Annotated in this window: 23 protein-coding genes; 17 read left to right on the top strand and 6 right to left on the bottom strand. The window is 74.3% G+C overall.

The window, feature by feature from the left end:
- The first annotated feature begins 154 nt into the window (after positions 1 to 154).
- Positions 155 to 1,513: a phosphoglucosamine mutase gene (gene glmM, locus NI25_RS15355; protein WP_061443015.1), complete on the top strand. Its 1,359-nt coding sequence runs from the start codon at positions 155 to 157 to the stop codon at positions 1,511 to 1,513.
- Between the two features lie 124 nt (positions 1,514 to 1,637).
- On the opposite strand, the gene NI25_RS15350 is transcribed toward glmM, so the two are convergent.
- Positions 1,638 to 2,588, bottom strand: a complete 951-nt coding sequence (locus tag NI25_RS15350; protein WP_061443014.1) for a DUF389 domain-containing protein — start codon at positions 2,586 to 2,588, stop codon at positions 1,638 to 1,640.
- Positions 2,589 to 2,826: 238 nt separating this feature from the next.
- A complete protein-coding gene (gene coaA / locus NI25_RS15345; protein WP_061443013.1) occupies positions 2,827 to 3,816 on the bottom strand; it encodes a type I pantothenate kinase in 990 nt (329 codons plus the stop codon).
- Positions 3,817 to 4,054: 238 nt separating this feature from the next.
- On the opposite strand from coaA, the gene NI25_RS15340 reads away from it, so the two are divergent.
- Together NI25_RS15340 and glmS are read left to right on the top strand one after the other, a co-directional pair.
- On the top strand, positions 4,055 to 4,861 hold the full coding sequence (locus NI25_RS15340; RefSeq protein ID WP_061443012.1) for a hypothetical protein: 807 nt from the start codon (positions 4,055 to 4,057) through the stop codon (positions 4,859 to 4,861).
- A 114-nt stretch (positions 4,862 to 4,975) separates the two neighbouring features.
- Positions 4,976 to 6,823, top strand: a complete 1,848-nt coding sequence (glmS, locus tag NI25_RS15335; RefSeq protein ID WP_061443011.1) for a glutamine--fructose-6-phosphate transaminase (isomerizing) — start codon at positions 4,976 to 4,978, stop codon at positions 6,821 to 6,823.
- A 14-nt stretch (positions 6,824 to 6,837) separates the two neighbouring features.
- Here glmS and NI25_RS15330 read toward each other — a convergent pair whose 3' ends face one another.
- On the bottom strand, positions 6,838 to 7,305 hold the full coding sequence (locus tag NI25_RS15330) for an ASCH domain-containing protein (protein ID WP_061443010.1): 468 nt from the start codon (positions 7,303 to 7,305) through the stop codon (positions 6,838 to 6,840).
- A gap of 42 nt (positions 7,306 to 7,347) precedes the next feature.
- A complete protein-coding gene (locus NI25_RS15325) occupies positions 7,348 to 8,817 on the bottom strand; it encodes a bifunctional ADP-dependent NAD(P)H-hydrate dehydratase/NAD(P)H-hydrate epimerase (RefSeq protein ID WP_061443009.1) in 1,470 nt (489 codons plus the stop codon).
- Positions 8,818 to 8,905: 88 nt separating this feature from the next.
- On the opposite strand from NI25_RS15325, the gene NI25_RS15320 reads away from it, so the two are divergent.
- Entirely contained in the window at positions 8,906 to 9,514 is a 609-nt protein-coding gene (locus NI25_RS15320; RefSeq protein ID WP_061443008.1) for a helix-turn-helix domain-containing protein, read from the top strand.
- A gap of 419 nt (positions 9,515 to 9,933) precedes the next feature.
- Here the strand turns inward: NI25_RS15320 and NI25_RS15315 are convergent, their stop codons facing one another.
- On the bottom strand, positions 9,934 to 10,305 hold the full coding sequence (locus tag NI25_RS15315; protein ID WP_061443007.1) for a holo-ACP synthase: 372 nt from the start codon (positions 10,303 to 10,305) through the stop codon (positions 9,934 to 9,936).
- 72 nt (positions 10,306 to 10,377) lie between these two features.
- Here NI25_RS15315 and alr point away from each other — a divergent pair, with 72 nt between their 5' ends.
- The 4 genes from alr to NI25_RS15295 all read left to right on the top strand — a co-directional run bounded on the left by alr (position 10,378) and on the right by NI25_RS15295 (position 13,964).
- Positions 10,378 to 11,547 carry an alanine racemase gene (gene alr / locus NI25_RS15310; protein WP_061443006.1) on the top strand — a complete coding sequence of 390 codons (1,170 nt, stop codon included), beginning with the start codon at positions 10,378 to 10,380 and terminating at the stop codon, positions 11,545 to 11,547.
- 171 nt (positions 11,548 to 11,718) lie between these two features.
- Complete coding sequence (locus NI25_RS15305; protein WP_061443005.1) at positions 11,719 to 12,981, top strand: alpha/beta fold hydrolase; 1,263 nt, start codon at positions 11,719 to 11,721, stop codon at positions 12,979 to 12,981.
- The gene (gene tsaE / locus NI25_RS15300) at positions 12,950 to 13,492 is read left to right on the top strand and encodes a tRNA (adenosine(37)-N6)-threonylcarbamoyltransferase complex ATPase subunit type 1 TsaE (protein ID WP_061443004.1); all 543 of its coding nucleotides are present in this window, start codon (positions 12,950 to 12,952) and stop codon (positions 13,490 to 13,492) included. The genes NI25_RS15305 and tsaE overlap by 32 nt, the downstream gene beginning before the upstream one ends.
- A gap of 253 nt (positions 13,493 to 13,745) precedes the next feature.
- The gene (locus NI25_RS15295; protein ID WP_061443003.1) at positions 13,746 to 13,964 is read left to right on the top strand and encodes a hypothetical protein; all 219 of its coding nucleotides are present in this window, start codon (positions 13,746 to 13,748) and stop codon (positions 13,962 to 13,964) included.
- A 126-nt stretch (positions 13,965 to 14,090) separates the two neighbouring features.
- Here the strand turns inward: NI25_RS15295 and NI25_RS15290 are convergent, their stop codons facing one another.
- Complete coding sequence (locus tag NI25_RS15290; RefSeq protein WP_061443002.1) at positions 14,091 to 14,645, bottom strand: hypothetical protein; 555 nt, start codon at positions 14,643 to 14,645, stop codon at positions 14,091 to 14,093.
- Between the two features lie 183 nt (positions 14,646 to 14,828).
- Between NI25_RS15290 and tsaB the strand changes: the two genes are divergently transcribed.
- The 9 genes from tsaB (at position 14,829) to NI25_RS15245 (ending at position 25,471) form a co-directional block, all read left to right on the top strand.
- Positions 14,829 to 15,482, top strand: a complete 654-nt coding sequence (gene tsaB / locus NI25_RS15285; RefSeq protein ID WP_061443001.1) for a tRNA (adenosine(37)-N6)-threonylcarbamoyltransferase complex dimerization subunit type 1 TsaB — start codon at positions 14,829 to 14,831, stop codon at positions 15,480 to 15,482.
- Between the two features lie 44 nt (positions 15,483 to 15,526).
- Complete coding sequence (gene rimI, locus NI25_RS15280) at positions 15,527 to 16,012, top strand: ribosomal protein S18-alanine N-acetyltransferase (RefSeq protein ID WP_061446932.1); 486 nt, start codon at positions 15,527 to 15,529, stop codon at positions 16,010 to 16,012.
- A complete protein-coding gene (tsaD, locus tag NI25_RS15275; RefSeq protein ID WP_061443000.1) occupies positions 16,005 to 17,123 on the top strand; it encodes a tRNA (adenosine(37)-N6)-threonylcarbamoyltransferase complex transferase subunit TsaD in 1,119 nt (372 codons plus the stop codon). Before rimI ends, tsaD begins: the two co-directional genes overlap by 8 nt.
- Entirely contained in the window at positions 17,120 to 17,374 is a 255-nt protein-coding gene (locus NI25_RS15270; protein WP_061442999.1) for a hypothetical protein, read from the top strand. The genes tsaD and NI25_RS15270 overlap by 4 nt, the downstream gene beginning before the upstream one ends.
- Positions 17,375 to 17,485: 111 nt before the next feature.
- The gene (locus NI25_RS15265; RefSeq protein ID WP_061442998.1) at positions 17,486 to 17,884 is read left to right on the top strand and encodes a CU044_2847 family protein; all 399 of its coding nucleotides are present in this window, start codon (positions 17,486 to 17,488) and stop codon (positions 17,882 to 17,884) included.
- 3 nt (positions 17,885 to 17,887) lie between these two features.
- Positions 17,888 to 20,029, top strand: coding sequence for a trypsin-like peptidase domain-containing protein (locus tag NI25_RS15260; protein ID WP_061442997.1), 2,142 nt, complete (start codon positions 17,888 to 17,890; stop codon positions 20,027 to 20,029).
- Entirely contained in the window at positions 20,026 to 20,976 is a 951-nt protein-coding gene (locus NI25_RS15255; protein WP_061442996.1) for an AAA family ATPase, read from the top strand. The genes NI25_RS15260 and NI25_RS15255 overlap by 4 nt, the downstream gene beginning before the upstream one ends.
- Before the next feature lie 2 nt (positions 20,977 to 20,978).
- Positions 20,979 to 24,323: an SAV_2336 N-terminal domain-related protein gene (locus tag NI25_RS15250; protein ID WP_148315128.1), complete on the top strand. Its 3,345-nt coding sequence runs from the start codon at positions 20,979 to 20,981 to the stop codon at positions 24,321 to 24,323.
- A 95-nt stretch (positions 24,324 to 24,418) separates the two neighbouring features.
- Positions 24,419 to 25,471, top strand: coding sequence for a LacI family DNA-binding transcriptional regulator (locus NI25_RS15245; protein ID WP_061442994.1), 1,053 nt, complete (start codon positions 24,419 to 24,421; stop codon positions 25,469 to 25,471).
- Positions 25,472 to 25,619 lie beyond the last annotated feature (148 nt).

The following is a 25,619-nucleotide window of genomic DNA, read 5'->3' as shown; positions in this document are numbered from 1 at the left end:
TTGGGCGTATAACGGCACAAGACGTTCTAAGGCTTATGTGATCGATGGTCGGGCGCCGCGCGCCCGGGCCTTCGGGAGCCGACTGCGTGGGCCGCTGCGTGGGCCGCACTCATCGCCAGCCGCTTCCGGAATTGACGTTTCCTCAGGAGGACAAGTGGGACGACTCTTCGGCACGGACGGTGTGCGCGGTGTCGCCAACGCGGATCTGACGGCCGAGCTGGCGCTCGGCCTCTCCGTCGCCGCGGCGCACGTACTGGCCGAGGCGGGCACCTTCGCCGGGCACCGCGCGACCGCGGTGGTCGGCCGGGACCCGCGCGCCTCCGGGGAGTTCCTGGAGGCCGCCGTGGTCGCGGGCCTGGCCAGCGCCGGCGTGGACGTGCTGCGGGTCGGTGTGCTGCCGACGCCCGCGGTCGCCCACCTCACCGGCGCGCTCGGCGCCGACCTCGGCGTGATGCTCTCCGCCAGCCACAACGCCATGCCCGACAACGGCATCAAGTTCTTCGCCCGCGGCGGCCACAAGCTCGCCGACGAGCTGGAGGACCGCATCGAGGCCGTCTACGCCGAGCACCGCACCGGCGCCCCCTGGGACCGCCCGACCGGCGCCGGCGTCGGCCGCGTCCGCGACTACGACGAGGGGCTCGACCAGTACGTCGCCCACCTCGTCGGCGTCCTGCCGAACCGCCTCGACGGACTGAAGATCGTCCTCGACGAGGCGCACGGCGCGGCCTCCCGGGTCTCCCCGGAGGCGTTCGCGCGGGCCGGCGCCGAACTGGTCACCATCGGCGCGGTGCCCGACGGCCTCAACATCAACGACGGCTGCGGCTCCACCCACCTCGACCTGCTCAAGGCCGCCGTCGTCGAGCACGGCGCCGACCTCGGCATCGCCCACGACGGCGACGCGGACCGCTGCCTGGCCGTGGACCACACCGGTGCGGAGGTCGACGGCGACCAGATCCTCGCCGTGCTCGCGCTCGCGATGCGGGAGCGGGAGGCGCTGCGCTCGGACACCGTCGTCGCGACCGTCATGTCCAACCTGGGCTTCAAGCTCGCCATGGAGCGCGAGGGCATCCGGTTCGTGGCGACGTCGGTCGGCGACCGGTACGTCCTGGAGGAGATGAAGGAGCACGGCTACGCCCTGGGCGGCGAGCAGTCCGGCCACGTCATCATCCTCGACCACGCCACGACCGGCGACGGCACGCTGACCGGCCTGATGCTGGCGGCGCGGGTCGCGCAGACCGGCCGTACGCTGCGGGACCTCGCGTCCGTGATGGAGCGGCTGCCGCAGGTGCTGGTCAATGTGCCGGACGTGGACAAGTCGCGGGTGAGCACCTCTGCCGAGCTGGCCGCAGCGGTGGCCGAGGCGGAGCGGGAGCTCGGCAGCACCGGGCGGGTGCTGCTGCGTCCCTCGGGGACGGAGCCTCTTGTGCGGGTGATGGTGGAGGCGGCGGATATCGAGCAGGCTCGGGCTGTGGCGGGGCGGCTGGCCGATTCGGTGAAGTCTGCGCTCGGTTAGTTCTCGGTGCCGGGTTCGGGGTGGGGGGTTCTGCGTGATGCGGGGTGCGGCGCCGTCGTGGCTGGTCGCGCCCGCGCGGCGGAGCCGCAAACCGACACAGCCCCGCGCCCCTGGGCCGGTGACCTCACCCGGCGTTGTCGGGTTTGGTCAGTCGGTTGCGTTGGGTTGACCACAAAGCCTTCTGGGTCAGCAACGTGAGGGTTCCGGCGACCACGATCCCTGCCAGGTTGAGCAGGAGTTGTTCGGTGGAGCCCACCGTCTGCTTCGTGTCGCCGAAGCTCAGGGCCACGGCCGCGTTCGCGGCGGCCGGGACCGTGGTGACCGAGATGGCCACGCCCACCAGGGCGCCGGACTTCGCCGAGGTGAGGGACAGCGTGCCCGCGATACCGGCGAGGATCGCCACCACGAAGGAGAAGGCGTCCGGGGCGTAGACGAAACCGGTGTTGGGCCGGTCGCCCTCCAGCCGGCCCTCGCTGAACAGGCCGAACGCGTCCATGATCCAGCTGAAGCCCACCGTCACCGCCATCGCCACCGCGAAGCCCACCAGCAGGGCGATCAGGGAGCGCAGGGCGAGGCGCGGCGCCTTCTGGACGATCGCCGTGCAGATCCCGGCGAGGGGGCCGAACTCGGGGCCGACCGCCATCGCGCCCACGATCAGGATCGCGTTGTCGAGGACCACACCGCAGGCCGCGATCATCGTGGCCAGCGTGATGAAGGCGACGTAGGTGATGGAGAGCGTCGACTCCTCGTGGGTCGCCTCCTCCAACTGCTCCCACAGCACGGCGTCGGCGGCCTCGCCGGGCGCGTCCCGCTCCGCCCGGTCGGCGCGCTCGGACAGCGACAGGTCGATGTTCTCGGCGGTGATGGCGCCGCAGCTTTCGAGGTCCAACGCCCGCAGGCGGTTGATGAGTTCGTCACCGGCCTCGCGGGCCACGTCGCACATGACGACGTCGCCCTCGGGTTCGCGGGCGGCGCCCGGCAGGACGACGAGGTGGGTGGTGCCGACCGTACGGTCGATCATGCGGACCACCTCGTCGGTGCGGTCGGCCGGGGTGATCAGGCGCAGATGCAGCATGGCGGCAGCGTAGCGATGCGGGGCGGCGCGTCCGATCGGTGCGACGGCAGCGGCCTCACCGCCACCGGTCCGTGATCATCGGTCTCCCCACCGGAGGCGCTCGACACGCCCCGCCCGCGCCCCGAGAGCACGCCCGGAGCGGATCCGGAGCTCCGGCAGGCCGTCGAGGACTCGTTCACCGACCCGGTCGGGGAACTCACCTGCGGCCCCGCTCCCCGACCGGCGCGGACGGCCGGGCTCACAGCTTGCGCAGGCTCAGGCGCTGCACCTTGTGGTCGGGGCCCTTGCGCAGCACCAGGGTGGCCCGGCCCCGGGTGGGCGCCACGTTCTCCACCAGGTTGGGCTTGTTGATGGTCCGCCAGGTGGTGCGGGCGTAGTCGAGGGCCTCCTCCTCCGACACCTGCGTGTACTTGCGGAAGTACGAGGACGGGTTCTGGAAGGCGGTGGCGCGCAGCTTGCGGAAGCGGTTGAGGTACCAGCGCTCGATGTCCTCGGTGCGCGCGTCGACGTACACGCTGAAGTCGAAGTAGTCGGCGAGTCCGACCCTGGTGCGGCCGTCCTTGCCGGGCAGCGCGGGCTGGAGCACGTTCAGGCCCTCGACGATCAGGATGTCGGGGCGGCGCACCACGAGCCGCTGGTCCGGGACGATGTCGTAGATGAGGTGGGAGTAGACCGGCGCGGTCACCTCCGCCTTGCCCGCCTTGATGTCGGCGACGAACCGGGTCAGCGCCCGGCGGTCGTACGACTCGGGGAAACCTTTCCGCGACATCAGGCCGCGTGCCTCCAGCTCCCGCGTCGGCAGCAGGAAGCCGTCCGTGGTGACCAGCTCCACGCGCGGGTGCTCGGGCCAGCGCGACAACAGCGCCTGGAGCAGGCGGGCGACGGTGGACTTGCCGACCGCGACCGAGCCGGCGACCCCTATGACGAAGGGGGTGCCGGACTGGGAGCCCTGCTCGCCGAGGAAGGTGTTGAGCGCACCGCGCAGGCCGTCGGTGGCGCCGACGTAGAGGTTGAGCAGCCGGGAGAGCGGGAGGTAGATGTCCCGCACCTCGTCGAGGTCGATGACGTCGCCGAGGCCGCGCAGCTTCTCGACCTCCTCGGCGGTCAGCGGCAGCGGCGTCTTGTCGCGCAGCGCGCTCCACTCGGGGCGGGTGAGGTCGACGTAGGGAGTCGCCTCCGGCCGCTGCCGGTGGGCGCTCCGGGATATCGAGGGGACCGGAGAGATCACAGTCCATTGTTAACGGAGTACGAACGGGGCGGCAGGTGGGGTGTGTCACGCCCCGGCGAGATCACGGTCGGGTCTCGGGTGGCCTGTTTCGATCGTACGTGCGATTGCCGTAGGTAAGGTGCGGGCAAAGTCGACCGGATCCGAACGCCGTTGTCGACGCGACTCCCCAGACTCCGACGCGATCGGACGTGGCCCGACTCGGCCACGTCCTCGCGCGCATCCACGAAAGAGTGCCGACGTGAGTTCGACCGCTGTCCGCCGTACCGCCCTCGCGGCGTCCGCCGCCGCCCTGGCCCTGCTCGCCACCGCCTGCGGCGGCTCCTCCGACGACGACGGCGCGGCCGGTGACGGCAAGGCGAAGGCGGAGCAGTCCGCCCCGGCGGGCGGCGCCGGCCAGTCCGCCCCCGCGGGCAAGGCGCTGACCGCCGCCGAGCTGGAGAAGGTCGCCCTCGCCCAGGCCGACGTGAAGAACGGCGAGGTCGCCACCGAGCTGTCGGCGGACGACAAGGTGGCCAAGAGCGAGATCTCGACGGACGACAAGGCCTGTCTGCCGCTCGTCCACGTCCAGGGTGCCCTGGCCCAGGGCGAGCCGGCGGCGGACGTGCAGCGCTCCTGGCAGGGGCAGACGGAGTCGCCCTCCGAGAGCAAGGGCCCGGACGGTCAGGACATGACCGACGTCGACGTGAACAAGATCCTGCTGAACGTCGCCTCCTACGCGGACGGCGGCGCCGAGCAGGCGATGGCGGGGCTGAAGACGGCCGTCGAGAAGTGCGCGGGCGGCTTCGAGACCACCGTGGGCGGCGACAGGATGCGGATCACCGAGGTGAGGGGCGTGGACCGCCTCAAGGCCGGTGACGAGGGGCTCACCGTCAACGTCGGAGTGGCCACCGGTGGGGACGGCAGCGGGCTCATGAAGCTGGTCGCGGTCCGCAAGGGCTCCAGCCTCGCCACCTTCAGCGTGGTCAACCTCTCCGCGATGATGACCGGCGCGGACTTCGAGGTCCCCTCGGACGTCGTCGACGCCCAGGTCGCCAAGCTCGGCTGAGACACCGGAGTCGGGCGGGCGGTGTTCGTACCCCGGTGGGAATTTCCGATTTCGGGCACAGAATGGCCCCTTCTGGATCGCTTTACCGCCGATCTTGCTCGTAGGCTGCCGCGTATGTGCGGAATCGTGGGATACGTAGGGCCTCAGTCGGCACTCGACGTCGTCATGGCCGGCCTGAAGCGGCTCGAGTACCGGGGATACGACTCGGCGGGCGTCGCCGTGCTCGCGGACGGGGGCCTCGCCACCGCCAAGCGGGCCGGCAAGCTCGTCAACCTCGACAAGGAACTGTCCGAGCACCCGCTGCCGTCCGCCGCCACCGGCATCGGCCACACCCGCTGGGCCACCCACGGCGGCCCCACCGACGCCAACGCCCACCCGCACCTCGACAACGCGGGCCGGGTCGCCGTGGTCCACAACGGCATCATCGAGAACTTCGCGCCGCTGCGGGCCGAGCTGGCGGAGCGCGGTCACGTGCTGGGCTCGGAGACCGACACCGAGGTCGTCGCCCATCTGCTCGCCGAGGAGTACTCCGCCTGCGCCGATCTCGCCGAGGCGATGCGGCTGGTCTGCGGGCGGCTGGAAGGCGCGTTCACACTGGTCGCGGTGCACGCGGACGCTCCGGACGTGGTGGTGGGCGCCCGCCGCAACTCGCCTCTCGTGGTGGGTGTGGGGGAGGGCGAGTACTTCCTCGCCTCGGACGTCGCGGCCTTCATCGCCCACACCCGGGACGCCGTCGAACTGGGCCAGGACCAGGTCGTCGAACTGCGCCGGGACGGCGTCACCGTCACCGCCTTCGACGGCACCCCGGCCGACGTCCGCTCCTACCACGTCGACTGGGACGCCTCGGCCGCCGAGAAGGCCGGTTACGCCTCCTTCATGCTCAAGGAGATCGCCGAGCAGCCGAAGGCCGTCGCCGACACCCTCCTCGGCCGCATCGACGCCTCCGGCACGCTGAGCCTGGACGAGGTGCGCATCCCCGCCGAGGTGCTCCGGGAGGTCGGCAAGGTCGTCGTCGTCGCCTGCGGCACCGCCTTCCACGCCGGGCTGATCGCCAAGTACGCCATCGAGCACTGGACGCGGATCCCCTGCGAGGTGGAGCTGGCCAGCGAGTTCCGCTACCGCGACCCGATCCTCGACCAGCAGACCCTGGTCGTCGCCATCTCCCAGTCCGGCGAGACCATGGACACCCTGATGGCCCTGCGCCACGCCCGCGAACAGGGCGCCCGGGTCCTCGCCATCTGCAACACCAACGGCTCGACCATCCCCCGCGAGTCCGACGCCGTGCTCTACACCCACGCGGGCCCCGAGGTCGCCGTCGCCTCCACCAAGGCCTTCCTCACCCAGCTCGTCGCCTGCTACCTGGTCGCCCTCTACCTGGCCCAGGTGCGCGGCACGAAGTACGGCGACGAGATCCGCGACGTCGTCCGCGACCTGTCCGGCATCTCCGGCGCCGTCGAACGGGTGCTGGACACCATGGACCCCGTACGGGAGCTGGCCCGCTCCCTCGCCGGCAAGGACACGGTGCTCTTCCTCGGCCGGCACGTCGGCCACCCCGTCGCCCTCGAAGGTGCCCTCAAGCTGAAGGAGCTGGCGTACATGCACGCCGAGGGCTTCGCGGCGGGCGAGCTGAAGCACGGACCGATCGCGCTCATCGAGGAGGACCTGCCGGTCGTGGTCGTGGTGCCGTCCCCGCGCGGCCGCTCGGTCCTGCACGACAAGATCGTGTCCAACATCCAGGAGATCCGCGCCCGCGGCGCCCGCACCATCGTCATCGCCGAGGAGGGCGACGAGGCGGTCGTCCCCTACGCCGACCACCTCGTCCGCGTCCCGGTCACCCCGACGCTGCTCCAGCCCCTGGTGGCGACGGTGCCGTTGCAGGTCTTCGCCTGCGAGCTGGCGACGGCCCGCGGCAACGAGGTGGACCAGCCGCGCAACCTGGCGAAGTCGGTGACGGTGGAGTAGCCCCGGAGGGGCCGTCAGCCGACGGTGCCGGGCAGCACGGTGACGACCCGGAAGCGTTCCAGGACCGCCGGTGTCGTGTCGTCCACCGTGAAGTCCGGGTCGCCCAGCGCCGCGCGCATCTCCTCGCCGTGCCAGAACCGCTCGTGGTCGGCGCGCCACTCGGCCACGCTCGTGTGTCCCTCGCCCTCGTCGACCGCGTGGGCGAGGTCCACCTCGGCCAGCGGGACGACGCGCACCTGCGTCACCTCGATGACGGCGACCGGGCGGCCGGAGGAGTCGACGACCACCTCACGGTGCCCGGGCCGGGGCAGCGGGTCGCCGGCGTGCTCGTAGTCGGCGACCAGGCCCGTCGTCGAGGTCTTCGAACCGTCGAGGACCGCGGCGACCAGCCGGTCGCGCAGCGGACCGGGGAACGCGAACTCCGCCCTGGGGAGCGCGTCGAGGTCCGGGAGGGCCGGCTCCGGGGCCGGTGCGGCGGTCATGGGCTCACCGTACCGGCGAGACCCGCACCCGGGCCCGCGGTTTCACTCCCCCCGCACGTCCCGCCAGGCCCGTGGGATCGCCTCCGCCACGTCATGCGCCCCCGCCGGTGCGCCCTGTGCCGCGAAGCGGCCCGCGAGGCCGTGGAGGTAGGCGCCCGCGCTCCCCGCGTCCACCGCCGACAGGCCCGCCGCCAGCAGTGAGCCCGCCAGGCCGGACAGCACGTCCCCGCTGCCGGCCGTGGCGAGCCACGAGGTCCCCGTCGCGTTGACCCGGACGGGACCGCCCCGCGCACTGGCCACCAGCGTCGTCGAGCCCTTCAGCAGCACCGTCGCGCCGTACCGCGCCGCCAGTTCGCGCACCGAGGCCAGCCGGTCCCCCTCGACCTCCGCACGGGCCACCCCGAGCAGCGCCGCCGCCTCCCCGGCGTGCGGGGTCATCAGCGTCGGTGCCCTGCGCGCCCGCACTGCGTCCGCCTCGGCCAGCCGCAGCCCGTCCGCGTCGATCAGCACCGGCACCTCGGCCGCCAGCACCTGGGCCACCGTCGCCGCGTCGTCACCGGCGCCCGGTCCGACCACCCACGCCTGCACCCGCCCCGCCCGCTGCGGCCCCCGGTCGGACACGAGCGTCTCCGGGAAACGGGCGATCACCGCGTCCCCCGCCGGCCCGACGTACCGCACCGCCCCGGCCCCGCCCCGCAGCGCGCCCGCGACGGCGAGCACGGCCGCCCCCGGATAGCGGGCCGAGCCGGCCGCGATGCCCACGACCCCGCGCCGGTACTTGTCGCTCTCGGCCGTCGGCACCGGCAGCAGCCGGGCCACGTCCGCGTGCTGCAACGCCTCCAGTTCCGCCCCTTCCCGGGGCAGGGGCAGGCCGATGTCCACCAGCCGCACCGACCCGGCGTACTCCCGCGCCGGGTCGATCAGCAGCCCCGGCTTGTGCGCCCCGAACGTCACCGTCAGGTCGGCCCGCACCACGTCCCCCGGGACCCGGCCGGTGTCCGCGTCGACGCCGCTCGGCAGGTCGACGGCGACCACGGCGGCCCGGGAGCGCGCGGCCGCGTCCGCCAGCGGTACGGCCTCCTTCCGCAGGCCGCCCTTGCCGCCGATCCCGCCGATCCCGACGATGCCGTCGAGGACCAGGTCGGCCCGCGCGATCCGTTCCGTCACCGCGGCCGAGGCCGCCCCGGCGTCCAGCGTCCGCCCGCCCGCCCGGCGCAGTGCCGCCAGCCCGCCGCCGTGCGCCCGCTCCGGCGCGAGCAGCACCGCCGTCACGCCCGCGCCCCGCCGGGCCAGCCGCGCGCCCGCGTACAGGGCGTCGCCGCCGTTGTCGCCGCTGCCGACCAGCAGCACCACCCGGCTGCCGTAGACCCGTCCGGCCACCCGGCCCAGCACCTCGGCGCAGGCGGCGGCCAGCCCGGCCGCGGCCCGTTGCATCAGCGCCCCCTCCGGCAGCCGTGCCATCAGCTCCCGTTCGGCGTTCCTGACCGTTTCCACGCTGTACGCAGTCCGCATGCCGTCGAGTCTTCCCCGTACGCCGGGAACACGCACGGTCCCCGGCCCGCAGTCCCCTCCGGGGTGCGCGATGGGGGACAGTGGTCCCATGACCGGCGGTGACGACGAGACGGCACAGGTGATGACCTCGCTCGGGGCCCGCCTGCGCGCCATCCGGCGGGCCCGCGGGCTCACCCTGGCCCAGCTCGCCGCCGTCACCGGCATCTCCGTGAGCACCCTGTCCCGGCTGGAGTCGGGGCAGCGCGAGCCGGGGCTGCGGCACCTGCTGCCGCTGGCCCGGGCGCACCGGCTGCCCCTGGACGAACTCGTCGGCTCGCGGACCGGCGACCCCCGTGTCCATCCCCGCCCCTTCACCCGGCACGGACAGACGTGGGTCCCGCTCACCCGCAACCCGAACGACGGTCTGCACGCCTACAAGCAGATCCTCCCCGCCCCGGCCACCCCGCGGAACGAGTGGACCCCTCGCCCGGCGCAGGGCTCGCACGAGGGCCACGAGTGGCTCTACGTCCTCTCCGGCCGCCTCCTCCTCGCCCTCGGCGAGCACGACCTCGTCCTGACGGCGGGGGAGACGGCGGAGTTCGACACCCGCGTCCCGCACGGCATCGCCAACGCCGGGGACCAGCCCGTGGAGTGGATCGCCCTCTACGGCGCCCAGGGCGAACACATGCACATCCGGGTCCGCCCGACCGCCGACTGACCGCACCGAGGCTGCGGGACCGGGCCACGGTACGGCGGCCCACACCGCGGTCACGGGCCCGGCTCGCCCGGCCGCGCGCCCGGGTGCCTGGCCGTGCCCGCACCGCGGTCACAGGCCCGGCTCGCCCGGCCACGGGCCCGGGTGCCTGGCCGCCACGGGGCCGGGGCGCCTGGCGCCATGGGACCGACCCGTCCGGCCACGGGATTACCGCCGCGCCTCCGCCGCTCCCGCCTCCCGTGCTTCTTCGCTGCCGGGTTTCCGGTGCCGTGTCCGTCGCGCCTCCCCGCCGCCGGGCCTTCCGCGCCACGGCCGTCGCGCCTCTCCGCCGCCCTCGTCCGCCGTGCCCGTGGACGGCTCCGGGCCGCGATCCCCCTCGACGCCGACGACGGGCCCGCCGCGGCCCGGTCCGCCGAACGCCCCTACCCCTCCGCGATCACCACCGCCGACGCGATCCCCGCGTCGTGGCTCAGGGACACGTGCCACGACGCCACGCCCAGCTCCGCCGCCCGCGCCGCCACCGTCCCCGTCACCCGCAGCCGGGGCTGCCCGCTGTCCTCGACGTACACCTCGGCGTCCGTCCACAGCAGTCCCGCCGGTGCCCCTAGCGCCTTGGCCAGCGCCTCCTTCGCCGCGAAGCGGGCGGCCAGCGAGGCGACGCCCCTGCGCTCACCGCTGGGCAGCAGCAACTCGCTCTCCAGGAAGAGCCGCCCCGCCAGGGCCGGTGTGCGCTCCAGCGACGCCCCGAACCGCTCGACCTCGGCCACGTCGATCCCGACCCCGATGATGCTCATGCCGGGAACCCTAGCCATTGCCGGGCGGCGTCGGACGGCGGCCGCCGGGTGCTCTGAGAGACTGGGGGCAAGATGAGCGAGACACCTGCTCGGCCGGACGCGGTACTGCGCGCCCGGGCCGAGATCGACCTGGCCGCCCTGCGGGCCAACGTCCGCGCCCTGCGCGAACGGGCCCCCGGGGCGGCTCTCATGGCCGTCGTCAAGGCGGACGCCTACGGCCACGGCGCCCTTCCCTGCGCCCGCGCCGCCGTCGAGGCCGGGGCCACCTGGCTCGGCACCGCCACCCCGCAGGAGGCCCTCGCCCTGCGGTCGGCGGAGGCCGGACTGCCGGACGACGTACGGATCATGTGCTGGCTGTGGACGCCCGGCGGGCCCTGGCGGGAGGCGGTGGAGGCCCGTCTCGACGTGTCCGTCAGCGGGATGTGGGCCATGCGGGAGGTCCTCGCGGCCGCCCGGGCGGCCGGGGCCCCCGCCCGTGTACAGCTGAAGGCCGACACCGGCCTCGGCCGGAACGGCTGCCAGCCCGGCGCGGACTGGGAAGAGCTGGTCGGGGCCGCACTGCGGGCCGAGGAGGAGGGGCTGCTGCGGGTCACCGGGCTCTGGTCCCACTTCGCCTGCGCCGACGAGCCCGGCCACCCCTCCATCGCCGCCCAGCTCACCCGTTTCCGGGAGATGACGGCGTACGCCGAGCGGCAGGGCCTGCGCCCCGAGGTGCGGCACATCGCCAACTCGCCCGCCACCCTCACCCTTCCCGACGCCCACTTCGACCTCGTACGCCCCGGCATCGCGATGTACGGCGTCTCGCCCAGCCCCGAGATCGGCGCCCCGGCCGACTTCGGGCTGCGCCCCGTGATGACGCTGTCCGCCTCCCTGGCCCTGGTCAAGCAGGTCCCCGGGGGCCACGGGGTCAGCTACGGGCACCACTACACCACCCCCGGCGACACCACCCTCGGCCTCGTCCCGCTCGGCTACGCGGACGGCATCCCGCGCCACGCCTCCTCCACCGGTCCCGTCCTGGTCGACGGCAAGTGGCGCACGGTCGCGGGGCGGATCGCGATGGACCAGTTCGTCGTCGACCTGGGCGGTGACCGGCCCGAACCGGGCGCCGAGGCCGTGCTGTTCGGTCCCGGCGACCGGGGCGAACCCACCGCCGAGGACTGGGCCCAGGCGGCGGGCACCATCGCGTACGAGATCATCACCCGGATCGGAACCCGCGTTCCGCGCGTCTACGTCAACGAGTGACGGGAACGAAGCGACAGGCACGCGTGACACGAACGCGCGACAAGACCGCGTGACAAGACCGTGTGACAGGAACGAGCGACAGGCCGTACCGGCGCGCGGCCAGGTGGAACGGCGACGAGCAGCGGGTGGCGCACAGCGGCCCGGTGAACCCGGCGAAGAGGAGCGGTGCACGTGAGCGAGAGCAGCGGGGAGGCCGTCGCGGCGGCCGTCGCCTCCGCCACGGAGGCCGCCACCGAGGCCGCCGCGGGCGGCTGGCGCCGGGCGACCGGCATCGCCGGGGCCGCGATAGGCGTGGTCGCGGCGGGCGCCGCGGCCGGCGTGGCGATAGAGCGGCTCACCGTCGGCCGCGGAATGCGCCGGAAGGCCCGCCTCGCCCTCGACTCGGCGGGCCCGTACGGCGGACTGCGCGGCACCCCCGGCACCGCGTACGCCGAGGACGGCACCGAGCTGTACTACGAGGTCGACGACCTCGATCCGGAGATCGACGCCGAGGTCCACCGCGCCCCGCGCCGCAGGCGGCTGTTCGGCCGCAAGGCGCCCGCGCCCGTCACCGTCGTCTTCAGCCACGGCTACTGCCTCAACCAGGACTCCTGGCACTTCCAGCGGGCGGCCCTCAGGGGCGTCGTCCGCACCGTCCACTGGGACCAGCGCAGCCACGGACGGTCCGGGCGGGGCGTGGCCCAGACGCGGGACGGCCGGCCGGTCAGCATCGAGGAACTGGGCCGCGACCTGAAGGCCGTCATCGACGCGGCCGCGCCCGAGGGCCCGCTCGTGCTCGTCGGGCACTCCATGGGCGGCATGACCGTGATGGCCCTGGCCGACGCCTTCCCCGACCTGATCGGCGAGCGCGTCGTCGGCGTCGCCCTCGTCGGCACGTCGTCCGGACGGCTCGGCGAGGTCAACTTCGGACTGCCGGTGGCCGGCGTCAACGCGGTGCGGCGGGTGCTGCCGGGCGTACTCAAGGCGCTGGGGCAGCGGGCCGAGCTGGTGGAGAAGGGGCGGCGGGCGACGGCCGACCTGTTCGCCGGGATCATCAAGCGGTACTCGTTCGCGTCCCGGGACGTCGACCCGGCCGTGGCCCGGTTCGCCGAGCGGATGATCGAGTCGACCCCGATCGACGTCGTCGCCGAGTACTACCCGGCCTTCAACGACCACGACAAGACCGAGGCCCTCGCCCGCTTCGCGGACCTGCCCGTGCTCGTCCTGGCCGGGGTGCGGGACCTGGTGACGCCGAGCGAGCACAGCGAGGCGATCGCCGACCTGCTGCCGGACGCGGAACTGGTGCTCGTCCCCGACGCGGGGCACCTGGTGATGCTGGAGCACCCGGAGCTGGTCACCGACCGCCTCGCCGATCTGCTCGCCCGCGCGGGCGCGGTGCCGGCAGCGGCTAACGTGGACGGTTATGGAAGCACCAGCAGCGCAGGGCCCGGCTGAGCCCTCCGGTCACTCCTCCGGCCCGTCCGCCGACGTCGAGATCACCGTCACCTCCCCCGAGCAGATGCGGGAACTGGGCCGCAGGCTCGCCAAACTGCTGCGCGCCGGTGACCTGGTGATGCTCAGCGGGGAGCTGGGCGCGGGCAAGACGACCCTGACGCGCGGCCTCGGCGAGGGCCTCGGCGTGCGCGGTGCCGTCACCTCCCCGACCTTCGTGATCGCCCGCGTGCACCCCTCGCTCGGGGACGGACCGCCGCTCGTCCACGTGGACGCCTACCGGCTGTCCGGCGGCCTGGACGAGATGGAGGACCTCGACCTCGACGTCTCCCTGCCCGACTCGGTCATCGTGGTCGAGTGGGGCGAGGGCAAGGTCGAGGAACTGACCGAGGACCGGCTGCGGGTCCGCATCGACCGGGCCGTCGGCGACACCACCGACGAGGTGCGGCACGTGACGGTGACCGGACTCGGCGAGCGGTGGGCCACGGCCGACGTGAGCGTCCTCGCGGGCTGAGCCGCGCCAGGCGCGCCCCCCGGGCCGGACTCCCCGGACCGGACTCCCCGGACGGCCACTCCCGACCAGAGTCCCGGACGGCAACTCCGGACCAGAGCCCCGGACCGGACTCCCGGACCGGACCCCCGCGCCGGATTTTCCGACAAAGCGTCGGCAAAAGATTGCGTTGGGGGTCTTGCACGTGGTCACATGGTACTCAGCTCGTAGTTAGGCATGCCTTACTGCGCCCGCCCCCGAGCTTCAGGAGGCGTCCATGTCGTCCTTGTCCCAGGCCCAGCCGCAGGGCCGCCCCGGGCCCCAGGCGTCCGCGCCCGCCGGGGTGTCGATGCGCGACCTGCTCGCCTCCTGTGCCGCCGCGGCGGCGGTCTCGACACCGCCGAGCGCCCCCGAGCCGGAGACGCGCCGCCCGGTCCGCGACCGTCCCGGCGGCCGCGAACAGCACGGCGGTCACGACCACCGCGAGGCGGCCTGACGCCTGCGTGCCCCGTGGGTCCGGTGGGTCCCGCGGGGCGTCGATCCCGCGTGTCCCGTGTTGTCTCGCGGTCCCGTGCGTTCGGCGGTCCCGTGCGTTTCGCGGTCCCGTGCGTTCCGCGCGCCGTCAGCGGACGACGACGACCGGCCGTCCGATCGTCGCGAACTCCCACATCGCGTCGCCGTCCGCTCGCGACTCGCGGATGCCGCCCGTGCGCCGGTCCGGGTCGGGCTTCGCGGTCGAGCCGTCGACCGCCGCGCTGAACCCGACGGCCACGCCCTGGGCGCTGGTGAAGCGCACCACGTGCTCGACCGGGACGCCGTCGGACCCGGTGACCCGGTTGGACCGGGAGGTGACCGTGTAGGCGCCCGGCGCCGGATCGACCGTGCTGGGCGTGACCTCGAAGGTGCGCCGCACCTCGTTCCCGGGGCCGACCAGCCACACGCGGTCGTCGTCCACCGAGTACACCACCCGTTCACCCGTTCCGGACCCCGCGGGCAGGGCGTCCGGGTGCCGCCGGTCGCGCGGTGCCTTGACGGCGCCCGGGGCGGGACTGGTGGTCGCGCGGGCGGGGCCGAGGTCGGCAGGGGCGCTGACGGACGCCTGGTGGGCGAGGACGCCGATCGTCACGAGGGCGGCCGTGACGAGGCCGGTGACGATACCGGCGCTGCTGCTTGCCACGGGCGACCACCTCGTCGTCGTACTTGTGCGTCCTGCGTGCCGTCCCCCCCGGGCGACGGTAGCAGTACGTGAGCGGGTGAACGCGGTGTGCGACACGGAGCGGACGGGTCGTGCGGGACGGGCGTCTCCGGAGTTGTCCACAGGGCGTCCGACGGGGGCCGTGCGGCGCCGTAGGCTGTTTGCGTGCTCTTGCTCGCTCTGGATACCGCCACGCCCGCCGTGACCGTCGCACTGCACGACGGTACGGACGTCATCGCCTCGTCGAGCCAGGTCGACGCCCGCCGCCACGGTGAGCTGCTGCTGCCCGCCGTCGACCGGGTGCTCGCCGAGACCGGCCTGCGGCTCGACTCCGTCACCGGCATCGTCGCCGGCACCGGCCCCGGCCCGTACACGGGGCTGCGCGTCGGCCTGATGACCGCGGACGCCTTCGGGCTCGCGCTCGGCGTGCCCGTGCACGGCGTGTGCACGCTGGACGGCCTCGCCTTCGCCGCCGACCTGGAGGGCCCCTTCGTGGTGGCCACCGACGCCCGCCGCAAAGAGGTCTACTGGGCGCGGTACGCCGACTCCCGCACCCGCCTCACCGACCCGGCCGTCGACCGGCCCGCCGACATCGCCGAGCAGGTGGCCGGGCTCCCGGCCGTCGGCGCGGGCGCGCTGCTCTACCCGGACACCTTCCCCCGGGCGCACGAGCCGGAGCACGTGTCCGCCGCCGCCCTGGCCCGGCTGACCGCCGAGAAGCTGGCCGCGGGGGAGGAACTGCCCGCGCCCCGGCCGCTGTACCTGCGCCGGCCCGACGCCCAGGTCCCCAAGAACTACAAGGTGGTCACCCCGAAGTGACCGAGCCAGCCACCGCCGAGCCCGCACCCGCCGTGCTGCGCGAGATGCGCTGGTGGGACATCGACCCCGTGCTCCGCATGGAGCGCGAGCTGTTCCCGGAGGACGCCTGGTCCCGGGGGATGTTCTGGTCCGAACTGGCGCACGCGCGCGGCCCCGGGGCGACCCGGCGCTACCTCGTCGCCGAGGAGGACGGCCACGTCGTCGGCTACGCGGGCCTGGTCACCTCCGGCGAGCAGGCCGACGTGCAGACCATCGCCGTCGCCCGCGACCACTGGGGCACCGGGCTCGGCGCCCGGCTGCTCACGGAGCTGCTGCGCGCGGCGACCGCCTTCGAGTGCACCGAGGTGCTCCTCGAGTGCCGGGTGGACAACACCCGCGCCCAGCGGCTGTACGAGCGCTTCGGCTTCGAGCCCATCGGCTTCAGACGCGGCTACTACCAGCCGGGCAACGTGGACGCCCTGGTGATGCGCCTGACCGACCCTTCCACCTCCGTACCGGGAACCGAACGAGGAACCGACAACCATGGCTGACTCACGCGACGAGCCTCTCGTCCTCGGGATCGAGACCTCCTGCGACGAGACCGGCGTCGGTGTCGTGCGCGGCACCACCCTGCTGGCCGACGCCGTCGCGTCCAGCGTCGACGAGCACGCCCGCTTCGGCGGGGTCGTGCCGGAGGTGGCGAGCCGCGCCCACCTGGAGGCGATGGTCCCCACCATCGACCGAGCCCTCAAGGAGGCGGGGGTGAGCGCCCGCGACCTCGACGGCATCGCCGTCACCGCGGGACCCGGCCTCGCGGGCGCCCTGCTGGTCGGCGTCTCGGCGGCCAAGGCGTACGCCTACGCACTGGGCAAGCCGCTCTACGGCGTCAACCACCTCGCCTCGCACATCTGCGTCGACCAGCTCGAACACGGCGCGCTGCCCGAGCCGACGATGGCCCTGCTGGTCTCGGGCGGACACTCCTCGCTGCTGCTCTCCACGGACATCACCTCCGACGTCCGTCCGCTGGGCGCCACCATCGACGACGCGGCCGGCGAGGCCTTCGACAAGATCGCCCGCGTGCTCGACCTGGGCTTCCCCGGCGGCCCGGTCATCGACCGGTACGCGCGCGAGGGCGACCCGAACGCGATCGCCTTCCCGCGCGGACTGACCGGCCCGCGCGACGCGGCGTACGACTTCTCCTTCTCCGGCCTGAAGACGGCCGTGGCCCGCTGGATCGAGGCGAAGCGGGCGGCGGGGGAGGAGGTGCCGGTGCGCGACGTGTCGGCCTCCTTCCAGGAGGCGGTCGTGGACGTGCTGACCCGCAAGGCGGTGCGGGCCTGCAAGGACGAGGGCGTCGACCACCTGATGATCGGCGGCGGCGTGGCCGCCAACTCCCGGCTGCGCGCCCTGGCCCAGGAGCGCTGCGAGGCGGCCGGCATCCGGCTGCGGGTGCCGCGCCCCAAGCTGTGCACGGACAACGGGGCGATGGTGGCCGCGCTCGGCGCCGAGATGGTCGCCCGCAACCGGGCCGCCTCGGACTGGGACCTCTCGGCCGACTCCTCCCTCCCCGTGACGGACCCGCACGTGCCGGGGCAGGGCCACGGCCACACGCATACGCACGACCACGTGCACGAGGTCAGCAAGGAGAACCTGTACTCGTGACCGTCGCGCTGATGTGGGAGGCGCGGGCCGTGCCCGGCGGGGGCGCAGAGCTGCTGGACTGGGCGCGGCGGCAGGAGCTGCCGCTGCGGCCGCTGCGCCGGGAGACCCTGCGCGCCCCGCAGGACCGCGTCCTCGTCATCACCTGGTGGGACGCCGCCTACGACGCCGAACTCCCGGAACTGCCCGAGCCGGACGAGGGCCTGGTGACGCGCGCGGTGCACCGGTGGCGGTTCGAGTCGGTGGGTGAGTGACCGTCGCGCCGCACCGGTGCGGTGACTGATTCCTTACGCAATGCATCGATCCCGTAACCGAGTTGGGAAAGATCGCCACCGAAGTCACCGTCGGCGACGACAATATGAGGCGTGTCCACTACACCTGACCTCACGCTCGACGACGGCAGCCCGGTCCGGTTCCTGCTCGCGCCCGCCGACGGCACGCCTGCGGCGCCGTCCGACGACGACCTGCCGGAGGGCATGGGGCGGGCGGTGCCCGTGGCGCGCGGAACGGGCACCGTGGCCCGGTTCGCGGCCGGGGCCCTGCGCGGTGCGCTGAGCCCGCTGGGACCGCTGCTCCAGGAGGTCCACGACGCGGCCACGGCCGTGCCCGACCCGCCCACCGAACTGAGCGTCACCTTCGGCGTCCAGGTCGGCCAGGACCTCAAGCTCGGGATCGTGGGCGGCACGGGAACGGCCCACCTCACCGTCACCGCGAGCTGGAGCCCGACGGCGCCCGCGACCGGTCCGGCAGCCACGGGGGAGTGAGGCGTGGGGTGGTTCGGGACCGCGGCGAGCGATGTCGAAGACCCCGTCCGCCACGTGGTGTCCGTACGCGGGGCCGAGACCGGCAAGATCGTGGGCGGGGGCTTCCTGCTCGGCCCCGCGACCGTGCTGACCTGCGCCCACGTCGTCAACGCGGCGCTGGACAGGCCGATGCTGGAGCCGCGGTCGCCCGGCCTGGGAGAGGTCGCCGTCGAGATCCGCGACGACGCCGGCGGCGCACGGCGCTTCCACGCGAGCGTGGCCCACTGGATCGCCCCGCGCACCCGGGACGGCGGGCCGGTGCCGGCGGGAGCCGACGAGTGGCTCGGTGACCTCGCCGTGCTCCGGATCGCGGGCTCCCCCGGCGGTCTGCCCGTGCCCCGGCTGACGGCCATGGCGCCCGGTCAGCGGGTGACGGCCTGGCACGGCAGCGGCGAGCCGGCCACGTACGCCTGGCTGACGGTCCACGGACCCGTCGATGCCCGCGCCTACCTGGACGGCGCCCCCACGGGCATGGCGGTGGGCCCCGGATACAGCGGCGGCCCGCTGTGGTGCCGCACGGAGCAGGCCGTGGTCGGACTGGTCGTCGCCCACTTCATGCCGCCGCGCGACCGGGCCACCGGCGCCGCGCTCCCGCACAGCCCCCAGCACATGGTGCGGCGCAGTTGGTGCGTGCCCTGGCAGCGCGTCCAGGACGAACTGCATCCTCTGGGCGTGCTGGACGACGCGGCACCCGGGGCACCCGACCCCGACGATCCCGCCCTCCTGCTGCTGACGGAGGCGATCGAGGACGCCTTCCCCTCGTCGAGCAGCCTCGTGGCGGGTGCGCAGCGGCTGGCCCGGGCCTGCGGCGTCACGCCCGGCAGCGACGTGGTCCCGCCCACGCCGCAGGAGTTCGCGGTGTTCCTGCTCAGCCACCCGCGGGCCCTGGCGGCGCTGTCCGGCACCCTGCGGCGCGGCGCCCCCCAGGACGCCGACCGCGTACTGGCCGCCGGCGGACTCTCGCACACCCCCAAGCTGCTGTCCCCGCAGGAGCACACCGCCCTGCGCGGACACCTGCGCACGTTGCCGCCCGAGGTGCTCGCCCGGTTCCCGGAGGCGGTCCGCGCCGCCCTCCCGCATCTGGCGGCGCTGCCCGACGGGGACGGCGCGGAGGCACTGCTCGACCACCTGGAGGCGCTGCCCGGCGACGGCCGCGCACTCAGCGGCGAACGCCGGGTCCCCGCGCTGCTGCGGGTGATGGAGTACGTCGCCGCCCTGTGCGGCCCCCGGCGGGCCGCGCTGCGGCTGTGGTCGGACGGAGTGGCGGCCCGGCTCGGCATCGAGCGCGCCGCCCTCGGCGAACGCCGCTTCGACGCCCAGGAGTGGGCGCGTTCCCTGCGCGCCCGCGTCTTCCGCGTCCGCGTCCTGGTCCAGGTGAACCCCGCCGGGCAGGGCCGCCACCGGCTGCGCATCTGGTGCGACGAGGGCGCGGGACCGCGCCAGGTCTCCACCGACAGCGTGCGCTCCTATTCCGCGCCGGAGGCGGCCCGCGAGGTCCTGCGCGTCCTGGACTCCCTCACCCCGCCCGCCGAGGACGAACGGCCTCCCCTCGTCGAGGTGCTGGTGGACCGCGCCGGGCTCAACCTGCCCGTCGACGAGTGGACCGTCCGGGACCCGGACGCGCTGGTGCCCGGGGTGCTCGGCGTGGAGTTCCCGCTGGTCGTGCACTGCCCCGAACTCCTGCGCAGGCACGGGCGGTTCATGTCCCACTGGCGCAGCCGCTGGAACCGGCTCGACTCGGGCAAGACCTTCGTGGTCTCCGAGGCCATGGACCGGGAGACCATCTACTCCCGGCTGGTCAACCAACTCGACACCGTGCGCGTCTGTGTGGACGTACCGCCCGGCCCGCGGGACGGCATCGTGCAGACCTGCCTCGCCCTGGGCATACCGGTAGTGGTGTGGGACCGGGGCCGGGACGGCGCCGCGCACACCGTCCGCTACATGGCGGAGGTGGCCACCCGCGAACTGCCCGACGGTGTGCGCGACTACCGCGCGGGTGCCAAGGCCAGCCCGCCCGACTACCCCGGCCGCCCGGTCCTCGCCTGGGCGGACGCCGACCGCACCGTGCCCCGTCTGCGCCTGACCGAACCCCAGGAGAGCACATGACGTCCGCTGCCGACGCCGAGTGGCGCCTCTTCCGCGGCGACGGCGAGCCCCGGCCCGTCGCCCTGCCCCAGGCACCTCCGTGGCGGCGCTTCGTCCCCCTCCGCACGACGCGCCCCGAACTGCCCTACGTGATCGCCCCGCAGCACGCCGACGTCGTCAACGCCGCGCTGCACCTGCGCCGTCCGCTGCTGGTGACCGGGCCGGCGGGTACCGGCAAGTCCTCCCTGGCCCGGGCCGTCGCCCATGAACTGAGCCTGGGCGAACTGCTGCGCTGGCCCGTCAACAGCCGCTCCACCGTCAAGGACGCGCTGTACCAGTACGACGCGATCGGCCGGCTGCGCGAGACCACCCTCAGCCGGGACCGCGGCGAAGGAGAGCCGTCCATCGGCACGTTCATCCGGCTCGGCCCGCTCGGCACCGCGCTGGTGCCGTCGGCCGTGCCGCGCTGCCTGCTCATCGACGAGATGGACAAGGGCGACGTCGACCTCCCCAACGACCTGCTCACCGTCTTCGAGGAGGGATTCTTCGACATCCCCGAACTCACCCGGCTGCCCGAGGACATGGCCGACGTGGAGGTGCAGACCCACGACCACCGGGGCACCGTACGGGTGCACCAGGGGCTGGTGCAGTGCGCCGAGTTCCCCGTCGTCGTCATCACCAGCAACGGCGAGCGGGACTTCCCGCCGGCGTTCCTGCGCCGCTGCCTGCGCCTCGACCTGCCGCTGCCCGACGAGGAGCGGCTGCGCACCATCGTCGTCGCGCACCTCGGCGAGGAGGCCATGCGTGAGGCGGACGACCTGATCGAGGCGTTCCTGCGCCGCCGCGCCCTCGGGGAACTCGCCACCGACCAGCTGCTCAACGCGGTGTTCCTGCGCGCCGGCGGCGTCGACCTGGACGCGGAGGGCCTGCTGGACGCCGTCCTGCACCAGCTCACCGGGGCGATGTGACCGTGCCCGCCGGGGGAGAGCGGCTCGCCGAGGTGCTGCGGCTCCTCGGCGCCTGCCGGGTGGACCTGGACGCCGACCAGGTCCTCGACGTGCTGTGGCTGGCCCGGCAACTGCCCGCGGGCCCCGAAGCGCCCCTCCACCGGCAGGCACCCGACCGCGCTCCGGAGCAGCCCGCGTCGTCGGACGGCTCCGGAGTCTGCGAGCGGCCCGTGCCGCGACGTCCGCCGCCCGAGCCCGGCGACCCGGACCTGCCCGACCTGACCAGCCCGGCCACCCTGCACGCGGGCGCCCGGACCGCTCCCGAGCCCGCGCCCCGGTTCACGGCCACCGGCCACGAGCCCCGCAGGGCGCTGCCGGTGCGCGTCCCCGAGGAGAAGGCACTCGACGGCGAGCTGGCGCTCGGACGGTCGCTGAGGCCGTTGCGGCGCCGCCACGACAGCCGCCACCGCACGGAGATCGACGAGGACCGCACGGCCGCCCAGCTCGCCGAGACCGACCTGCCCGACGTCGTGGAACGGCCGGTGCGGGAACGCTGGCTTGACCTCACGCTGCTCGTCGACGACGGCCTGTCGATGCTGCTCTGGCACCGGCTCGCCACCGAGCTGCGCACCCTCCTGGAACGCCTGGGGGCCTTCGCGGTCACCCGCGTCCTCGGCCTGGACACGGGCAACGCGGCAGGACCACGCCTGCACGCACGGCCGTTCGCCCAGGCCGGTACCGAGCTGCCGCTGACCACCGTCAACGACCCCTCCGGCCGCACCCTGCTGCTGGTCGTCAGCGACGGCATGGGCCCGGCCTGGCGCTCGGGCGCCGTACACGCGCTGCTGGCCGAACGGGCGGCGCGCGGTCCCGTCGCGGTCCTGCACACCCTGCCGCCCGACATGTGGGAGGCCTCCGGGATCGCCGCCGAACGCTGGCGGGCCACGACCCGCCGCGTGGGCGGGGCCAACACCTCCTGGAAGGTCGTCGACCCCGTACTGCCCCCGGAGCTGAGCCGCTTCGACGACATCCCGGTCCCCGTCCTGGAACCCACCGTCGGCTCCCTCGGCGTGTGGGCCCGGCTGCTCGCCTCGCCGGGTGCCACCGTGGAGCTTCCGCTGCTGGCCAGCCCCGACCGGCACGCGGCCGTCGCCCCCGCCCGGGACCCCGGCGGAGCCCAGCACTTCCGGGACGCCGCGACCCCCGAGGCGTACCGTCTGGCCGCCCACCTCGCGGCGGTCGCCCCGCTGTCCGTCCCCGTGATGCGGCTGGTGCAGAGCGCCGTTCCCTGGGCCGCCACGACCTCCCACCTCGCGGAGGTGTTCCTCGGCGGCCTGGTCCGGCCCCACCCGGCGCCCGTGTCGGGTCCGCTGCCCGCCAAGCACCGGGTCTTCGACTTCTCCGACACCGCCAAGGCCGTACTGCTCGACGCGGTCCCGCAGGCCGAACTGCTGCGCACCGGCCGCCGGATCGGACGACGGCTGGAGGAACTCGCCGGCAACTCCCCCGACTTCCCGGCCTGGCTGCTCCACCCCGACGGCTCCGACACCCTGCCCGGCTCCCAGCAGCCGTTCACCAGCGTCGAACGCAGGCTGCTCGCCCGGTTCGGAGTGTCGGTCGGCAGGGCCTCACCCGCCCTCGGCCGCGGGCCGAGCACGGCCGGTACCGGAGCCCGGACCGGCGGCGGACTCTGGGAGCCGCTCGCCGACGACGACCCGGCCCGCCTCGGCGGCTACGAGCTGCGCGGCCGCCGGCGCGGCCGGCGCACCCTGCTCTACCAGGGCGTCGACGGCCGCGGCAACGCGGCCGTCCTGAGGGTGCCGCGCCCCGACCTGCCCGCCGTCAACGCGCAGCTCGTCACGGTGGAGGCCGAGGCGCTGCGCCGCCTCCAGGGACAGTACGCGCCGGTACTGCTCGCCGCCGGGCTCCAGGACTCCCCGCCCTGGCTCGCCATGACCCCGATCGCGGACGAGGGGGACCCCGACGTCCAGCCCACCCGGCTCACGGAACTCTTCGACCGGGCCCTGACCGACGGCACCGCCCCCTTCGACACCCTGCGGGGCCTGCTGGTCTCCTGCTACCTCGCCAACGCGGTGGCCCTGTGCCACCTCAACAACCTCGTGCCCGCCGCCCTGGACGCCGACAGCGTGTACGTCCTGCGGCGCACCGTCGTCCTGGGCGACCTGTCGGACTGCGCCGTCGACGGCGTGTACCTGGGCTCGGGCCCGGCGCCCACCCGGGAGGACAACGTACGCGCGCTGGGGGAGCTGCTCCAGGTCATCAGCAGCAAGGCAGGCTGGGACCTGCCGTCGCTGCCGGAGGGCATGCACCTGTGGCAGGGCGACACCTGGGAGCAGTTGCGGCGGCTGGTGCTGCGCTGCGTGGACCCGGATCCCGCCGAGCGGCCCACCGCGAGCGAGGTCGCCGAGGTCCTCGCCCGGTACGTGGCCCGCACCCGGCTCCAGCTGGCCGGGGCCGGCCCCGCCGCCGAGTGGGAGAGCCGGGCCCCGCGCGGTCCGCTCGCCCCGCCCGCCCCGGACGCCCACGCCCCGCGCCCGGAGCTGCGGCTGCCGCGCTTCGGCGCCGCCCACAGGCAGGCCCTGCACCGCCTGGACCGGCTGCGGGCGCCCCTGCCGCGCAGCAGGCGGCTGACTCTGATCGGCGCCTACCACTACAGCGGACGCGCCACCACCACGATGGTGCTCGGCTCCCTCCTGGCCGCCGCGCGGGGAGAGCCGGTCCTGGCCCTCGACGGGTCCCCCTCCGAGGGTTCACTGGACGCCTTCCTCACCCGTCGCAACCCGGCCGTCGTACGGGATCTGGCGGCGCTGCCCGCCGACGTTCCCTACGAGGAGATCCGCGCCCGTACCACCCGGCTGCCCTCCGGCCTGGAGGTGGTCGCCCACCGCAGCGGGCACTTCAGCCCCAACCCGGCGCACCAGCAGGAGTACGTGCGCGTCCTGGCGCAGACGGCGCACTACTACCCCTTCGTCCTCACCGACTGGGCCCCGCTGCGGCTCGACGGGTCGGCCGCCGCCGTCCTCGACCACACCGACCGGCTGATCCTGTGCTGCGGCACCGCCGACTGGTTCCTGGACGCGGCCGTGCGCGTCCTCGCCCTCGTCCGGGGCGCCGGCCGGGAGCGGCTCGCGCGCACCGCCCTCGTCGTGGTCACCGACACCGACGGGCCGTCCGTACGGGAGCTGCCGGAGTCCTTCGTCCCACGGCTGCGCGTCGGGCCCGAGCAGGTGGTCCGCGTGCCCTTCGACGGCGCCCTGCAGTCCCCGGGCTGGGAGCTGCGCAGGCTGCGTCGGGCCACCACGGAGGCGTTCCTGAACCTCGCCGACCTGGCGATGCGTGACGACTGAGCCGTCGAATGTTTCGAATTCAACGCCTAAAGTTTTGGCGGCCCTGAGTGGCCGACGTCTTCGCCCTGGGAGCGCGTGGGGTTACGATCGCCGCCATGACATCCCCGCAGCCTGCTGAGACTCCGACGCGAAAGCGGTCCGCGCAGACCGCGACCCTCGCCGAGATCGCGCGTGAGGCCGGTGTGTCGGCGCCGACTGTTTCGAAGGTGCTCAACGGCCGCGCCGACGTCGCCCCGTCGACCAGGGCCCGCGTCGAGGAGCTGCTGCGCGTGCACGGCTACCGGCGCAGGCGGGCCGAGTCGACCCGCTCGCCCCTGATCGACCTGGTCTTCCACGAACTGGAGAGCGCCTGGGCGATGGAGGTCATCCGGGGGGTGGAGAACGTGGCCCGGGACACCGGGCTCAGCGTCGTACTCTCCGAGAGCGCGGGCCGCCTCACTCCCGGCCGGACCTGGGCCGACCAGGTCGCCGCCCGCCGTCCGCACGGCGTGATCCTCGTCCTGTCCGGCCTCGACGAGTCGCAGCGGGCCCTGCTCACCAGCCGGTCCATCCCGTTCGTGGTGATGGACCCGGCCGGCGACCCGGGCGCCGACGTGCCGTCCATCGGCGCCACCAACTGGCAGGGCGGACTCGCCGCCACCCGGCACCTGGTCGACCTCGGCCACACCCGCATCGGCGCGATCAGCGGCCCCACCCGCATGATGTGCAGCCGCGCCCGCGTCGACGGCTACCGGGCCGCCCTGGAGACGGCCGGGCTGCCCGTCGACCCCGGCCTGATCGTGACCGGCGACTTCCACCACGAGGCCGGTTACCGGCAGGGCCTGGAACTGCTGCGCCGCCCGGACCGGCCGACCGCCGTCTTCGCCGGCAACGACCTCCAGGCGCTCGGACTGTACGAGGCCGCGCGCGAGCTGGGGCTGCGCATCCCGCAGGACCTGAGCGTGGTCGGCTTCGACGACCTGCCGGTGGCCCGCTGGGTGGGCCCGCCGCTGACGACCGTACGGCAGCCGCTGATGGAGATGGCCGAGGCGGCGGCCCGGCTGGTCCTGGACCTCGGGCGGGACGACGGTTCCCCGACGGCGACCCGTGTGGAGCTGGCCACCAGCCTGGAGGTGCGCAGCAGTACGGCGCCGCCCCGGGAGGCGTAGCCCGCCGCACGCGCCCCGGGCCCGGGGGTGCTCGGCGGCCTGCGAAGTCTGAGAATTTCCGCAGAAGCCCGGCCCACCTGTTCCAGTTTCAATAATTCGGACTTATGTTCCTCCCGGCGGGGCATCCGAGTGGGGACGCGAACGAGAC

The sequence above is a fragment of the Streptomyces sp. CCM_MD2014 genome (assembly GCF_000772045.1).
Lineage (GTDB): Bacteria > Actinomycetota > Actinomycetes > Streptomycetales > Streptomycetaceae > Streptomyces > Streptomyces salinarius.
This window is presented reverse-complemented; position numbering and strand designations above follow the sequence as displayed.

Bases quoted from the DNA above. Each gene is read 5' to 3' on its own strand.
- NI25_RS15350 (WP_061443014.1), bottom strand. From the start codon at position 2,588: ATGCTGCATCTGCGCCTGATCACCCCGGCCGACCGCACCGACGAGGTG.
- glmS (WP_061443011.1), top strand. From the start codon at position 4,976: ATGTGCGGAATCGTGGGATACGTAGGGCCTCAGTCGGCACTCGACGTC.
- NI25_RS15330 (WP_061443010.1), bottom strand. From the start codon at position 7,305: ATGACCGCCGCACCGGCCCCGGAGCCGGCCCTCCCGGACCTCGACGCG.
- NI25_RS15325 (WP_061443009.1), bottom strand. From the start codon at position 8,817: ATGCGGACTGCGTACAGCGTGGAAACGGTCAGGAACGCCGAACGGGAG.
- NI25_RS15320 (WP_061443008.1), top strand. From the start codon at position 8,906: ATGACCGGCGGTGACGACGAGACGGCACAGGTGATGACCTCGCTCGGG.
- NI25_RS15315 (WP_061443007.1), bottom strand. From the start codon at position 10,305: ATGAGCATCATCGGGGTCGGGATCGACGTGGCCGAGGTCGAGCGGTTC.
- alr (WP_061443006.1), top strand. From the start codon at position 10,378: ATGAGCGAGACACCTGCTCGGCCGGACGCGGTACTGCGCGCCCGGGCC.
- tsaE (WP_061443004.1), top strand. From the start codon at position 12,950: ATGGAAGCACCAGCAGCGCAGGGCCCGGCTGAGCCCTCCGGTCACTCC.
- NI25_RS15295 (WP_061443003.1), top strand. From the start codon at position 13,746: ATGTCGTCCTTGTCCCAGGCCCAGCCGCAGGGCCGCCCCGGGCCCCAG.
- rimI (WP_061446932.1), top strand. From the start codon at position 15,527: ATGCGCTGGTGGGACATCGACCCCGTGCTCCGCATGGAGCGCGAGCTG.
- tsaD (WP_061443000.1), top strand. From the start codon at position 16,005: ATGGCTGACTCACGCGACGAGCCTCTCGTCCTCGGGATCGAGACCTCC.
- NI25_RS15255 (WP_061442996.1), top strand. From the start codon at position 20,026: ATGACGTCCGCTGCCGACGCCGAGTGGCGCCTCTTCCGCGGCGACGGC.
- NI25_RS15245 (WP_061442994.1), top strand. From the start codon at position 24,419: ATGACATCCCCGCAGCCTGCTGAGACTCCGACGCGAAAGCGGTCCGCG.